Below are 12867 nucleotides of genomic sequence, written 5' to 3'. Positions count from 1 at the left end.
CCGGTGCTCACGTACTTCAAGTACGCTCCGCTCCGGTTTCTCGGAAGCCACCGTTTTCGACTCGGCCTGACCTGAATCTCAACACACCTCTGGCGCCACACTAGAGTTGCGGCATCAGTCGATGCCGACCATGACATCCGAGGCCTTGATCACCGCATAGGCCTGCTTGCCCTTTGATGCGGTGACGATCACGCCGCCGCCGATGTCGATCCGGACATGCGAGGTGGTCGCTCCCTTGACGATCTCGGTGACCTTCCCCTTGAGGATGTTACGGGCGCTGATCTTCATGCGTCTCTCCGTCGAGTTTTGCTGTGCCGTTTCGTTCTCATCGTAGGCAGGGACCATGCTGGCGCACAATGCCACGACCTGTGAAAAGCCTTCCCTTGTTATGTTCATCCGGATAAATCGGTCCGAGGCTTTGGGCGGAACGGATTTTGAAACCAGGGAGAGACTTCATGACGGGCAAGGGTTTTGGATTGAAGGCGATCGCCGTCGGCGGTCTGACGGCGATGCTGATGGCCGCGGTGCCGGCCGCCCATGCCGACGGCAAAGTGGTCGTGTTTGCCGCGGCGAGCCTCAAGGATGCGCTCGACGCAGTCAACAAGGCCTGCGAGCCGGAAGTCGGCGAAGCCGCGACGATTTCCTATGCGGCGAGCTCGGCGCTCGCCAAGCAGATCGAAGGCGGCGCGCCGGCCGACGTGTTCGTGTCGGCCGACCTCGACTGGATGAAGTATCTCTCCGACAAGAAGCTGACCAAGTCTGATACCGAGGTGAAACTGCTCGGCAACCAGATCGTGCTGGTGGCGCCGAAGGACTCCACAGTCGAGACCAAGGTCGAGAAGGGCTTCGACCTCGCCAAGCTGATCGGCGACGGCAAGCTTGCCATGGGCGATTTCAAGGCCGTGCCGGCCGGCAAATATGGCAAGGCGGCGCTGGAATCGCTGGGCGTCTGGTCGTCCGTCGAGGGCAAGGTCGCGCAGGCCGAGAATGTACGTGCAGCACTGAAGCTGGTGTCGACCGGCGAGGCGGCGCTGGGCATCGTCTACGCCACCGACGCGCATGCGGAGAAGGGAGTCAAGGTGGTCGGCACCTTCCCAGAAGATTCGCATCCGCCGATCATCTACCCGATTGCCCAGACCGCGGATTCGAAGGACAAGGATGCGACTGCCTTCCTGAAATGCGTCGAGTCGGCCAAAGCTGCCGCGCTCTTCAAGGAGCAGGGTTTTACGGTGCTCGCGCCCAGCAACTGAGAAGGACCGCGCAAACACTGACATGAACTGGCTGCTGGACCTCACTCCCGACGAATGGAATGCGGTCCGGCTGTCGATCAAGGTGGCGACGGTGGCGATGATCGCCAGCCTGCCGCCCGGCATTCTGCTTGCGCTGCTGCTCGCGCGCGGGCGTTTCTGGGGCAAGACCCTGCTCAACGGGCTGGTGCATCTGCCGCTGATCCTGCCGCCGGTGGTGACCGGCTATCTGCTGCTCCTCACCTTCGGCCGGCGCGGGCCGGCCGGCGTCTTCCTTGCCGAGCATTTCGGCATCGTCTTTTCGTTCCGCTGGACGGGCGCGGCATTGGCCTGCGGCGTGATGGGCTTTCCGCTGATGGTGCGCGCGATCCGGCTGTCGATCGAGGCTGTCGACCGCAGAATCGAGGCCGCCGCCGGCACGCTCGGCGCCAATCCACTCTGGGTGTTCGTCACCATCACGCTGCCGCTGATCCTGCCCGGCCTGATCGCCGGCGCGATCCTTTCCTTCGCCAAGGCGATGGGCGAATTCGGCGCCACCATCACCTTCGTCTCCAACATCCCCAACGAAACGCAGACATTGCCTTCGGCGATCTACACCTTCACGCAAGTGCCCGGCGGCGACGAGGGCGCGCTCAGGCTGACGCTGATCTCGATCGCCATCTCGATGGTCGCGCTCATCGCCTCGGAAGTGTTGGCGCGGCGCGTCGGCCGGCGGATGGACATCGAATGACGCTCTCGGTCGACATCCGCCATCGCTTCGGCGACTTCGCCGTGGAAGCGCGTTTCGAGAGCGCGGGCCGGCTGACGGCGCTGTTCGGGCCTTCCGGTTCGGGCAAGTCGACGCTGATCAACCTGATCGCAGGCCTGATCCGGCCGGACAAGGGCCGCATCGACGTCGACGGACGCGTGCTGGTCGACACCGAAGCGCGCATCTTCGTGCCGATGCACAAGCGGCGGATCGGCATGGTTTTCCAGGATGCCCGGCTGTTCCCGCATATGAGCGTCGCCGGCAATCTGCGCTACGGCCGCTGGTTCACGCCGTCTTCCGAGCGCTACGCCAAGATGGATGCGGTGGTCGAGCTGCTCGGCATCGCTCATCTGCTCGACCGGCGGCCGGCGAAGCTGTCAGGCGGCGAAAAGCAGCGCGTCGCGATCGGCCGTGCCCTGCTTGCCAGCCCAAAACTGCTTCTGATGGACGAGCCGCTGGCCTCGCTCGACGAGGCGCGCAAGGCCGAGATCCTGCCCTATATCGAGCGGCTGCGCGACGAGACTAAGATCCCGATCGTCTATGTCAGCCATTCCGTCGCCGAGGTGGCGCGGCTGGCCAGCGATGTCGTGGTGCTTTCGCAAGGCAAGGTGGCGGCCGCAGGCCCAACCGAGGAGATCATGCAGCGGCTCGACCTGTTGCCGGCCGAAGAGCGCGGCGAGGGCGGGGCGGTGCTCGACGCCAAGGTTCTGCGCCACGACGAAGCCTTCGGCATGACGGTGCTGGGCTCACCGGCCGGCGAAATCCGGGTGCCGAAACTCGCGATGGCAGCGGGCGCTCCAGTGCGCATTCGCATCCGCGCCCGCGACGTGATGATCGCGACCGAGCGGCCGGCGGGTCTCAGTGCGCTCAACATTCTGGCGGGAACGATCACCGCTGTCAGGCCGGGCATCGGGCCGACGGTGGAAATCGCCATCGACTGCAATGGCGCGATCGTGCTGGCGCGGATCACCGAACAGTCCAAACACACCCTTCGTCTGGCGCTCGGCCAGCAGGTCTTCGCGGTGATCAAGACGGTGAGCTTCGACAGCGCGACGACCGGAGCCGGACTGCCGTCCGAGGCTGACGGTTGACGAAAGGGCCATATCGCTATGTTGATTTGGAATAGCGATATTGCGGGAGAAGGGTTAGTGTCGACGTGACCGCGGAGGACAGGACATGCCATCGCTGAGCTTGCGGATAAACCTCGACCCCGACGGCCGGATCGGCCCGGGCAAGATCGAATTGCTGGAGCAGATCGCCGCCTTCGGCTCGATCTCGGCCGCGGCGCGCGGCATGGAGATGTCCTACAAGCATGCCTGGGATCTGGTCGAGGACATGAACCGCGTCTTCGGCAAGCCGTTGGTCGCCGCCCAGACCGGCGGCAAGAAGGGCGGCGGCGCGCAATTGACATCGGTGGGTCTGGCGGTGGTCAGTCGTTTCCGGGCCATAGAGCGAGCGGCTTCATCGGCCGCCGCCGTGCATATGCAAGCGCTACAGGCTGAGATCGATGCTGGGTAGTGAATAGTGAATAGTGAATAGTGAATAGTGAATAGTGAATATCACAAGCTTTCGGTGCCCTCACAGTTTTCCATTCACCATTCACCATTCACCATTCACTACTGACTACTGACTACTGACTACTCACTCCGCCTTTCTCAGCAAATAAGTATCCATGATCCAGCCCTTCCTTCGCCGGGCTTCTTCACGGACCTTCTCGATCTCGGCGCCGACATCGCCCAGGCGTCCGGAAATGACGATCTCATCCGGCGTGCCGAGATAAGCGCCCCATTGGATGAAGACGTCCTTGTCGGCCAGCGTGTTGAAGGCGCATTTGCCGTCGAGCATGACTATGGTCGAGCCGGCATTTTCGGGCAGGCCTTCTTCGGTCAGCCGGCGGCCGGTCGTCACCAGAATCGAATCGCCGATGCGGTTGAGCGCCGTCGCGTGGGCGGCGGCCAGCGCCTGGATCGCGGTGATGCCGGGGATGACTTCGAGCTCGAAGCCGACATTGTTCCGCAGGCGCACGCGCTCGAGGATGCGCAACGCGCTGTCATAGAGCGAAGGGTCGCCCCAGATCAGCAAGGCGCCGCAGCCGTCTTCGGCAAGCTCGTCGCGGATCAGGGTCTCGTAGATCTCTGCTATCGCCTCATGCCAGTCGTCGACTGTCACGCGATAGGACGATGTCGGCTCGGCCCGGACCGGCACATCGAACTCGACCCGGCGCGATTTCGGGTTGATGACGAAGCGGTCGCAGATCTGCCGGCGCAAATCGGCGAGATCGTTCTTCTTCGCTCCCTTGTCGGGGATGAACAGCACGTCGGCACGGTTCAGGCCGTCGATGGCCTGGACCGTCATGTGGTCGGGATTGCCGGCGCCGATGCCGATGACGAGAAGCTTGCGCATGGCGATCTCCTGCCCGATCGGCGGCGCGGTGTCCAGAAGTACCCATAGTCTGTGACGAAGGGCTTTGAAACGCTACCTTGAAACGGGTAGATGGAAATGCGCATCCGGCTGTCCCGGTATCGCGGCGCAGAGGAGGGGTCCATGTTACGCACCATACTGACCGCGGCGGTGGCGATCATGGCTGTTCCGGCCTTCGCCAATGATTCCGTCGCCGAGCTCGGCACGGGCGGGCTGATCCTGTCGCGTAGCGATGCCGTCGCCATGCAAAGCGAGGATCTTTTCATCTCGCCGGAGAAGGTGACGGTCGACTATGTCTTTCGCAACAACACCGACAAGGATGTCAGCTCCATCGTCGCGTTCCCGATGCCCGACATCGAGGGCGATCCCAACGAGATGCCGGCGATCCCGGAGGCGCAGAGCAACAATTTCCTCGGCTTCGAAGTGACGATCGACGGCGTCGACGCGAAGCCTCAGCTCGAGCAGAGGGCGTTCGCGCTGGGCATCGACATCACTGCCGACCTCAAGGCCCAAAACGTGCCGCTCTATCCGTTCGGCGATGCCGCCAAGGCGGCGCTGGCGAAGCTGCCCAAGGATGTCACCAAGGACTGGGAAGACCGCGGCATCATCATCCAGGATACCGCCGATTATGGTTCAGGCATGCAGACCGCCTATGTGCCCTTCTGGCAATTGCGCTCGACCAATTGGTGGCGCTCGACCTTCCCTGCCAACAAGGAGGTCCATGTCTCGCACCGCTACAAGCCAAGCGTAGGTGGCACGTCCTCGGTCAGCTTCTTCTCCGACGGCCAGTTCCAGAGCCCGCAATACGATACTTACAAGACCCGCTACTGCATGGATCAGACGTTCGAGAGCGCGGTGCGCAAGGCGGCCAAGGCGAATCCGGACGGCTACCCGAAATATTACGAGAGCCGGATCGCCTACATCCTCACCACCGGGGGCAACTGGGCCTCCGGCACCATCGGTAATTTCAAGCTGACCATCGACAAGGGCAGCCCCAAAAACCTCGTCTCCTTCTGCGGCGACAATGTCAAAAAGGTCGGACCGACGACATTCGAGATCACCGCGAAGGATTTTTATCCCGAGCGCGACATCGACATCCTGCTGCTCGAGCCGTCCGACAATGGCGGGAACGGCGGCTGATGGACATCGCAATCTATGTCGCCATCGCCGAAAATGGCGTGATCGGCCGCGAGGGCGGCCTGCCGTGGCGGCTTTCCACCGATCTCAAGCGCTTCAAGGCCGACACGATGGGCAAGCCGATCATCATGGGCCGCAAGACCTATGAGGGCATCGGCCGGCCGCTGCCCGGGCGGCTCAACATCGTGGTGACGCGCGACAAGGCCTGGCGCGCCGAAGGCACCGAGGTGGCCCACTCGCTGGGTGACGCGATCGCGCTGGCCAAGGTGCGCGGCCGCTGCATGGCGGGCGCCGAGGAGATCTGCGTGGTCGGTGGCGGCGAGATCTACGCCCAGGCCTTGCCGCTGGCCAACCGGCTGCATGTGACGCATGTGCTGGCCAGCGTCGATGGCGACGCGCATTTCCCGCCGATCGACCCGAGCATCTGGCAAATCGTCAGCGCCGAGGATTTCCCCGCCGGCGAGAAAGACAGCCACGCCACGCGTTATACGGTTTACGAGCGCCGACGCGACGATCGTTGACGACGACAAAGGGTCGCTATCGATCCAAATCGCATGGGGACGATGGCCCATCGCGTTGAAAGCGGATCGACGCGTCCCTATAGAAGAACGGTGTTGCAGCGGTCCGCGTCCAACCGGACGCACAAGAGGTTGCCGTAATACTTTGATTTTGGCGCATGATTCCTTTTCGAAAACCGATATGGGTTTTCTGGGTCTTGCGTTAGGATTGCGCCGCAAGGCCTGAGGGAACCGAAGCGAAAGGACATTCATGCCCTGGAACGACAAGAGCGGCGGCGGCGGCCCATGGGGCGGCGGCGGCAATCAGGGACCCTGGGGGCAGGGACCGAAAGGGCCAAGCGGACCGCAGGGTTCCCCGCCCGATCTCGAGGACATCATCCGCCGTGGCCAGGACAGGCTGCGGCGCGCGCTTCCGGGCGGCGGCGGCGCCAGCCCGGCGGTGCTCGGGCTCATCGCTCTGGCGATCCTCGTGCTTTGGGCCTTCAAGGCGATTTATACCGTGCAGCCGGACGAGGTCGCCGTCGAGTTGCGCTTCGGCCAGCCGAAGACCGAGCTGTCGCAGCCTGGCCTGCATTTTCACTGGTGGCCGATCGAAACGGTCGAGACGGCCAAGATCTCCGAGCAGCTGGTCAGCATCGGCGGCGGTGCGAGCAGCGGCTCCGGGCTGATGCTCTCCGGTGACCAGAACATCGTCAACGTTCAGTTCTCGGTAGCCTACCAGGTCTCCGATCCTAAAGCCTACCTGTTCGACGTCTCCGATCCCGACGGCATGCTGGCGCAGGTCGCCGAGAGCGCGATGCGCGAAGTCGTCGGCCGGCGCCCGGCCCAGGATATTTTCCGCGACGATCGCCAAGGCATCGCAACCGCGGTGCGCGAGATCATCCAGGGCACGCTGGACGGCTACAAGACCGGTCTGCAGGTCAACGCTGTCTCGATCGAGGACGCGGCGCCGCCGCGCGAGGTCGCCGACGCCTTCGATGAAGTGCAACGCGCCGAGCAGGACGAGGACAAGTTCGTCGAGCAGGCCAACCAGTATTCCAACCAGAAGCTCGGACAGGCGCGCGGCCAAGCGGCGCAGATCCGCGAAGACGCGGCCGCCTACAAGAACCGGGTCGTTCAGGAGGCGGAAGGCGAGGCGCAGCGCTTCATCTCCGTCTACAACGAATACGCCAAGGCGCCCGACGTCACGCGCAAGCGCCTTTATCTCGAAACCATGGAGAGGATCCTGAAGGACTCGAACAAGGTCGTCGTCGAGCCGGGCAACGGTCAGGGCGTGCTGCCTTACCTGCCGCTGCCGGCTTTGCAACCGAAAGCGCCGCCGTCGCCGCTCGGCGCCACGACGGGAGGTAACCAGTGATGGCCAACCGTCTCCCCATCATTGCCGTCATCGCGGCGGTCCTTTTGTTCCTGCTCTATTCCTCGGTATTCGTGGTCAATGCCGGCCAGCAGGCGATCGTGCTTAGGTTCGGCGAGATCATCGACGTCAAGAACGAGCCCGGCATCTACTTCAAGGCGCCGTTCGCCTTCTTCGATGCCGACAGCGTGCAGATGGTCGAGAAGCGCGTGATGCGCTTCGACCTCGACAACATCCGCGTCCAGGTCTCGGGCGGCAAGTTCTACGAAGTCGATGCCTTCATCGCCTACCGCATCTCGGATCCGCGTACGTTCCGCGCGGCGGTGTCCGGTCAGGTTGAGCTGGCCGAAGCCCGCCTGAGGACACGCCTCGACGCGGCGCTGCGCCGTGTCTACGGCCTGCGCGATTTCGAGGCCGCTCTTTCGGAAGAGCGCGGCAACATGATGCGCGAGGTGCGCGATCAGCTTCGCCCCGACGCGACCTCGCTCGGCCTCGACATCGAGGATGTGCGCATCCGCCGGACCGACCTGACGGCCGAGGTCTCGCAGCAGACCTATGACCGCATGAAGGCTGAGCGTCTGGCGGAAGCCGAGCGCCTGAGGGCGCGCGGCAACGAGGCGGCGCAACGCATCAGGGCGCGGGCCGACCGCGAGGTCGTCGAAATCGTCGCCGAGGCGCAGAAGGAATCGGAGATCCTGCGTGGTGAGGGCGAGGCGCAGCGCAGCGCGACCTTCGCGGATGCCTATAAGCGCGATCCCGCCTTCTTTGACTTCTATCGCTCGATGAACGCCTATGGCACGGCGTTGGACAACACCGGAACGACGATGGTGCTCTCGCCCGAGTCCGAGTTCTTCCGCTACTTCCGCGATCCGGGCAGCAAGCCCGGTCCGGCTCCCGCCGCGCCTGCGACTGCACCTGCCGCGCCTGCGACGGCACCTGCCGCGCCTGCGACCCAACCCGGCACCGCCCAGTAGCGGGCGGTGCAGGATTTTCTGGCGGCAATCGGCCTGGTCCTTGTGATCGAAGGGCTGGTCTATGGCGGGTTTCCGGCTTTGGCCCGGAAACTCGCCACCGAGGTGCTGTCGATGCCGGAAAATGTGCTGCGGATCGGCGGGCTGGTTGCGATCGCCGTCGGCGTCGGCATCGTCTGGCTGGTTCGCGGCTAGTTGTCGTTTGACTCAATTCCGGACGGAAGGCTACGGCGAAGGCGCCGAGCCCAACCGCCAAGCACTTTTCCTGGAATTGCTCGACTGAAAATTCCTTGGTGCCGAAGCGATTGACGATTTATCCTCCGCCGATAGCTATAGCCGCAAACGTGCCGTATTTCTTGCCAACATGAACCGACAGGCGCCTTTGCGGATGCGCCTTTCCTTTTCAGAACCACCGGAGGCCATGATGATATCCGACACCCTGTTGCGCGCGGCGCGGCGTATGGTCTTCGCCGGCGTCACGGCATTCGCGGTCGGCATTGTAGCCGTTCCGTCCTTCGTCACGCCGACGATCGCCTCCGACGGTCCGCCTTCGGTCGCCGATCTCGCCGAGCGCCTGCTCGGCGCGGTGGTCAACATCTCGACCTCGCAGACGGTAAAGGGCACGGAAGGGCCGGGCGCGGTGCCGATGCCGCAACTGCCCGAGGGCTCGCCATTCCAGGATTTCTTCGACGATTTCTTCAAGAACCGCGGCGGCGACAAGGGGGGAACTGCGCAGAAAGTGCAGTCGCTCGGCTCCGGTTTCGTCATCGACGCCGAGCAGGGTATCGTGGTGACCAACAACCATGTCATCGCCGATGCCGACGATATCGAGGTCAACTTCTCCGACGGCATCACGCTGAAGGCGACGCTCGTCGGCACCGACACCAAGACCGACGTCGCAGTGCTGAAGGTCGACCCTAAGGGCCACAAGCTGACGGCGGTGAAGTTCGGCGATTCCACCAAGATGCGCGTCGGCGACTGGGTGATGGCGATCGGCAATCCGTTCGGCCTGGGCGGCACGGTGACGGTCGGCATCGTCTCGGCGCGCAACCGCGACATCAATTCCGGCCCCTATGACGACTTTATCCAGACGGACGCCGCCATCAACCGCGGCAATTCCGGCGGTCCGCTGTTCAACGCCGACGGCGAAGTCATCGGCATCAACACGGCGATCATCTCGCCGTCGGGCGGCTCGATCGGCATCGGTTTCTCCATCCCCTCGCAGCTTGCCGCCGGCGTCGTCGACCAACTCCGCCAGTATGGCGAGACGCGGCGCGGCTGGCTTGGCGTGCGCATCCAGCCGGTGACGGACGACATCGCCGAAAGCCTCGGCATGGCGACCGCCAAGGGGGCGCTGGTGGCCGGCGTCATCAAGGGCGGGCCGGTCGACAATGGCACGATCCAGGCCGGCGACGTCATCATCAAGTTCGACGGCAAGGATATCCATGAAATGCGCGACCTGCCGCGCGTCGTGGCGGAAAGCCCCGTCGGCAAGGCGGTCGATGTCGTCATCGTGCGCAAGGGCGTCGAGCAGACGGTCAAGGTGACGCTCGGACGGCTCGAGGATGGCGAGAAATTGGCCAGCGGCGAGAACGGCAGCACCGATCAGGGCAGTGGCGACAAGGCAACGCCTCCGGTATCGACAGCGTCGGTGCTGGGCATAACGGTCGGCGAGCTCAACGACCAGACGCGGCAGAAGTTCGGCATCGCGGCCGACGTGTCGGGCGTGGTGATCACCGACGTCGCGAAGAATTCGGCGGCGGCCGAGCGCGGCATTCAGCCCGGCGAGGTGATCACCGAGATCGCGCAGGAATCGGTCGGCACGCCGAAGGACGTGATGGACCGGATCGGCGCGCTGAAGGAACAGGGCCGCAAGAACGCGCTCCTGATGCTGGCCTCGAAGACCGGCGAACTGCGTTTCGTGACAATCCGGATGGATTGAGTCCGGAAGACAGGCCAATCGCCAGAGTTTCAATAAAAAGGGCGGCTAGCGAGCCGCCTTTTTTCCTGCCTGCCAGCCCTCGCGCGACAGCCTGTACATGACATGGCGCTTGAGATGCGGGTGGCTGTCGGGGACACTTGGATGATCGAAATCGGCACTCGGATCGGCATGCATGCCGAGCCGTTTCATGACGGCGGTCGAGCGATGGTTTTCGGCAACCGCGAATGACACGATCTCGTCGACGCCAAGCGTTTCGAAGCCGAAGGCGAGCCAGGCTTCCGATGCCTCGGTAACATAGCCCTTGCCCCAGAATTCCGGCACCAGCCGCCAGCCGATCTCGATCGCGCCGTTCGGCAGCGATGGCACATCATCCGTATCCAGAAGACCGATGAAGCCGATGCATTCGCCGGTGGCCGCGATCTCGGCGGCGGCGAAGCCGTAGCCATCCTGCTCGATCCAGTGGCGGAATTCCTCCATCTTGGCGTCGGTCTCGGCCCGGGTGCGACGAAACGGAAAGAACTCCATGACGCGCTCGTCGGAGTTGATGCGGTGGAAGAGCTCGCGGTCGCGATCCTCCCAGTTGCGCAGGATCAAACGTTCGGTCCGAATAGGTCTCACTCGGCGAACTCCTCACGGCGATAGCCTTGCAGATAAAGCAGCGCGGTCAGGTCGCCATGATCAATGCGGATCCGGGCCTGCTCGGCCACCGCCGGCTTGGCGTGCAGGGCGACGCCGGTGCCGGCAAGGCGGATCATGTCGAGATCGTTGGCGCCGTCACCGACCGCGATGGCGTCCTCTGTCGTCAGCTCGAGCCTCTTCGCGATGTCGAGCAGCGCCTCGGCCTTGGCGGCGCGGCCGAGGATCGGCTCGGCCACCATGCCGGTGAATGCGCCGTCTTCCTCGATCAGGCGGTTGGCCCGGTTTTCCTGGAACCCCAGCATGGCGGCGATGCGGCTGGTGAAGACGTCGAAGCCGCCCGAGACCAGCGCCGTCCAGGCGCCGTTGGCGCGCATCGTCTGTACCAAGGCCCGGCCGCCGGCGGCGAGCGTCAGCCGGTTGGCGATGATGCGGTCGACCACGGCGGTGTCGAGGCCTCTCAGCAAGGCGACGCGTTCGCGCAAGGCCGGCTCGAAGGCGATCTCGCCATTCATCGAGCGCGCGGTGATCGCCGCCACGTGGTCCTTGACGCCGATCTCGTCGGCGAGCTCGTCGATGCATTCCTGGTCGATCATGGTCGAATCCATGTCGGCGAGCAGGATCTTCTTTCGCCTGCCTTCAGCCGGCTGAACGATGACATCGACCGGCTCGGAAGCCAGCGCGGCGCGCAGATTGGCGGTCATTTCGCCGATATCCGGCGTCTGCGGCAAAACGAGATCGCAGGCGACGTCCTCGGCCAGCCAACGGACGGCGCTTGCACCGGCGGCCCGCAAGGCCATATTCGCAAGCGAGGTCGGCACGGCGCGGGCTTCTGGACGGGACACTAAAGTGGCGATCAGCGGCATTGAACATTCCGGCAGGCAGGCGGGCGAAGGCCGCGTCAAGAACGCGATCCTGATAGCCGGGCCGACAGCCAGCGGCAAGTCGGCGCTGGCGCTCGATCTTGCCGAGCGCGGTGGCGGGGTCATCGTCAACACCGATTCCATGCAGGGCTATTCGGTGCTCGACGTCTTGACCGCGCGGCCGACGGCCGCCGAAACGGCACGCGTGCCGCACTTCCTTTACGGCCACGTGCATCCCTCCACGGCCTATTCCACCGGCGCCTGGCTGCGCGACGTGACGAGACTGATAGAAGGCGGCGCGCTGTCGGGCCGTCCGGTTGTTTTCGTCGGCGGCACCGGGCTCTATTTCCGGGCCCTGGCCGAAGGCATTTCGGATATGCCGGACATTCCACCGGCCGTGCGCGAGCGCTGGCGCTACGAGCTCAAGGAGCAAGGAGCCGAAAGGCTGCATCGCCTGCTGATGCATGAGGATTCAACCATGGCCATGCAACTCAGGCCGACGGACGGCCAGCGGATCGTGCGGGCGCTCGAAGTGCTCGATGCTTCGGGACGTTCCATCCTGGAGTGGCAGGCGGCGCGCGGCCGGCCGCTGATCGACCGCGACAGCGCCCGTTTCCTGGTCATCGAGCCGGACCGGGAGCAACTGGTCCGGCGCATCGAGGCGCGTTTCGACCAGATGCTCGACAAGGGCGCGCTTGACGAAGTGCGGCAGCTTACGGCGCTCGGCCTCGACCCGGACCTGCCGGCGATGAAAGCGATCGGGGTGCGCGAGCTGCAGGCGGCGATGGCCGGCCAGTCCGGCTTTCCCGAGGCGATCGAGCGGGCCAAGATCGCGACGCGGCAGTATGCCAAGCGCCAGTCGACCTGGTTCAGGCACCAGCTTGGCGCGGAGTGGCGCAGGCTGCGGCCGGGCGATGAAGCGGCAGTTCACGACTGACCAAAAGCCTTTTCAATCAGCGCCTTAAAATCCTTTGTTCTAATTCTCGCCAGGGTTGTCCGGGTTAACGGTCCGTAAGGTCCGCTATGGCAT

Annotated in this window: 15 protein-coding genes; 11 read left to right on the top strand and 4 right to left on the bottom strand. The window is 64.1% G+C overall.

Going from position 1 to position 12867, the window contains the following annotated elements; genetic code table 11:
• Nucleotides 1-114: 114 nt before the first annotated feature.
• A complete protein-coding gene (locus CK230_RS02565) occupies nucleotides 115-288 on the bottom strand; it encodes a TOBE domain-containing protein (RefSeq protein ID WP_095815840.1) in 174 nt (57 codons plus the stop codon).
• Nucleotides 289-455: 167 nt separating this feature from the next.
• On the opposite strand from CK230_RS02565, the gene modA reads away from it, so the two are divergent.
• From modA to CK230_RS02545, 4 genes are all read left to right on the top strand, one after another.
• A complete protein-coding gene (modA, locus tag CK230_RS02560) occupies nucleotides 456-1250 on the top strand; it encodes a molybdate ABC transporter substrate-binding protein (protein ID WP_095815606.1) in 795 nt (264 codons plus the stop codon).
• 22 nt (nucleotides 1251-1272) lie between these two features.
• Nucleotides 1273-1977 carry a molybdate ABC transporter permease subunit gene (modB, locus tag CK230_RS02555; RefSeq protein ID WP_095815605.1) on the top strand — a complete coding sequence of 235 codons (705 nt, stop codon included), beginning with the start codon at nucleotides 1273-1275 and terminating at the stop codon, nucleotides 1975-1977.
• Nucleotides 1974-3086 (top strand): molybdenum ABC transporter ATP-binding protein, encoded by a 1113-nt coding sequence (modC, locus tag CK230_RS02550; protein ID WP_095815604.1) that lies wholly within the window; start codon nucleotides 1974-1976, stop codon nucleotides 3084-3086. Before modB ends, modC begins: the two co-directional genes overlap by 4 nt.
• A gap of 85 nt (nucleotides 3087-3171) precedes the next feature.
• Nucleotides 3172-3513: a winged helix-turn-helix domain-containing protein gene (locus tag CK230_RS02545; RefSeq protein WP_042644082.1), complete on the top strand. Its 342-nt coding sequence runs from the start codon at nucleotides 3172-3174 to the stop codon at nucleotides 3511-3513.
• 123 nt (nucleotides 3514-3636) lie between these two features.
• Here CK230_RS02545 and cobF read toward each other — a convergent pair whose 3' ends face one another.
• Nucleotides 3637-4398, bottom strand: coding sequence for a precorrin-6A synthase (deacetylating) (gene cobF, locus CK230_RS02540; RefSeq protein WP_095815603.1), 762 nt, complete (start codon nucleotides 4396-4398; stop codon nucleotides 3637-3639).
• 141 nt (nucleotides 4399-4539) lie between these two features.
• Between cobF and CK230_RS02535 the strand changes: the two genes are divergently transcribed.
• The 6 genes from CK230_RS02535 (at nucleotide 4540) to CK230_RS02510 (ending at nucleotide 10338) form a co-directional block, all read left to right on the top strand.
• Nucleotides 4540-5556 (top strand): DUF4424 domain-containing protein, encoded by a 1017-nt coding sequence (locus tag CK230_RS02535; protein ID WP_095815602.1) that lies wholly within the window; start codon nucleotides 4540-4542, stop codon nucleotides 5554-5556.
• The gene (locus CK230_RS02530; protein WP_095815601.1) at nucleotides 5556-6074 is read left to right on the top strand and encodes a dihydrofolate reductase; all 519 of its coding nucleotides are present in this window, start codon (nucleotides 5556-5558) and stop codon (nucleotides 6072-6074) included. Before CK230_RS02535 ends, CK230_RS02530 begins: the two co-directional genes overlap by 1 nt.
• Nucleotides 6075-6321: 247 nt before the next feature.
• Complete coding sequence (hflK, locus tag CK230_RS02525; protein WP_095815600.1) at nucleotides 6322-7428, top strand: FtsH protease activity modulator HflK; 1107 nt, start codon at nucleotides 6322-6324, stop codon at nucleotides 7426-7428.
• Nucleotides 7428-8399, top strand: coding sequence for a protease modulator HflC (locus tag CK230_RS02520; RefSeq protein ID WP_095815599.1), 972 nt, complete (start codon nucleotides 7428-7430; stop codon nucleotides 8397-8399). The genes hflK and CK230_RS02520 overlap by 1 nt, the downstream gene beginning before the upstream one ends.
• A gap of 6 nt (nucleotides 8400-8405) precedes the next feature.
• On the top strand, nucleotides 8406-8591 hold the full coding sequence (locus tag CK230_RS02515; RefSeq protein ID WP_095815598.1) for a DUF2065 domain-containing protein: 186 nt from the start codon (nucleotides 8406-8408) through the stop codon (nucleotides 8589-8591).
• A 229-nt stretch (nucleotides 8592-8820) separates the two neighbouring features.
• Complete coding sequence (locus tag CK230_RS02510) at nucleotides 8821-10338, top strand: DegQ family serine endoprotease (protein WP_095815839.1); 1518 nt, start codon at nucleotides 8821-8823, stop codon at nucleotides 10336-10338.
• A 45-nt stretch (nucleotides 10339-10383) separates the two neighbouring features.
• Here the strand turns inward: CK230_RS02510 and CK230_RS02505 are convergent, their stop codons facing one another.
• The gene (locus CK230_RS02505) at nucleotides 10384-10956 is read right to left on the bottom strand and encodes a GNAT family N-acetyltransferase (RefSeq protein WP_095815597.1); all 573 of its coding nucleotides are present in this window, start codon (nucleotides 10954-10956) and stop codon (nucleotides 10384-10386) included.
• Nucleotides 10953-11840, bottom strand: a complete 888-nt coding sequence (gene serB, locus CK230_RS02500) for a phosphoserine phosphatase SerB (protein WP_095815596.1) — start codon at nucleotides 11838-11840, stop codon at nucleotides 10953-10955. Before serB ends, CK230_RS02505 begins: the two co-directional genes overlap by 4 nt.
• On the opposite strand from serB, the gene miaA reads away from it, so the two are divergent.
• On the top strand, nucleotides 11830-12774 hold the full coding sequence (gene miaA, locus CK230_RS02495; RefSeq protein WP_095815838.1) for a tRNA (adenosine(37)-N6)-dimethylallyltransferase MiaA: 945 nt from the start codon (nucleotides 11830-11832) through the stop codon (nucleotides 12772-12774). The genes serB and miaA overlap by 11 nt on opposite strands.
• Nucleotides 12775-12867: the final 93 nt, after the last annotated feature.

The sequence above is a fragment of the Mesorhizobium sp. WSM3859 genome (genome assembly GCF_002295065.1).
Classification (GTDB): Bacteria; Pseudomonadota; Alphaproteobacteria; order Rhizobiales; family Rhizobiaceae; genus Mesorhizobium.
The sequence above is the reverse complement of the archived record's forward strand: the minus strand, read 5'-3'. Positions and strand labels throughout refer to the sequence as shown.

Excerpts from the sequence above, each read along its gene's own strand:
- hflK (WP_095815600.1), top strand. The coding sequence starts at position 6,322 with ATGCCCTGGAACGACAAGAGCGGCGGCGGCGGCCCATGGGGCGGCGGC.
- cobF (WP_095815603.1), bottom strand. The coding sequence starts at position 4,398 with ATGCGCAAGCTTCTCGTCATCGGCATCGGCGCCGGCAATCCCGACCAC.
- modB (WP_095815605.1), top strand. The coding sequence starts at position 1,273 with ATGAACTGGCTGCTGGACCTCACTCCCGACGAATGGAATGCGGTCCGG.
- CK230_RS02510 (WP_095815839.1), top strand. The coding sequence starts at position 8,821 with ATGATATCCGACACCCTGTTGCGCGCGGCGCGGCGTATGGTCTTCGCC.
- CK230_RS02520 (WP_095815599.1), top strand. The coding sequence starts at position 7,428 with ATGGCCAACCGTCTCCCCATCATTGCCGTCATCGCGGCGGTCCTTTTG.
- CK230_RS02545 (WP_042644082.1), top strand. The coding sequence starts at position 3,172 with ATGCCATCGCTGAGCTTGCGGATAAACCTCGACCCCGACGGCCGGATC.
- modA (WP_095815606.1), top strand. The coding sequence starts at position 456 with ATGACGGGCAAGGGTTTTGGATTGAAGGCGATCGCCGTCGGCGGTCTG.
- modC (WP_095815604.1), top strand. The coding sequence starts at position 1,974 with ATGACGCTCTCGGTCGACATCCGCCATCGCTTCGGCGACTTCGCCGTG.
- CK230_RS02530 (WP_095815601.1), top strand. The coding sequence starts at position 5,556 with ATGGACATCGCAATCTATGTCGCCATCGCCGAAAATGGCGTGATCGGC.
- CK230_RS02565 (WP_095815840.1), bottom strand. The coding sequence starts at position 288 with ATGAAGATCAGCGCCCGTAACATCCTCAAGGGGAAGGTCACCGAGATC.
- serB (WP_095815596.1), bottom strand. The coding sequence starts at position 11,840 with ATGCCGCTGATCGCCACTTTAGTGTCCCGTCCAGAAGCCCGCGCCGTG.
- CK230_RS02535 (WP_095815602.1), top strand. The coding sequence starts at position 4,540 with ATGTTACGCACCATACTGACCGCGGCGGTGGCGATCATGGCTGTTCCG.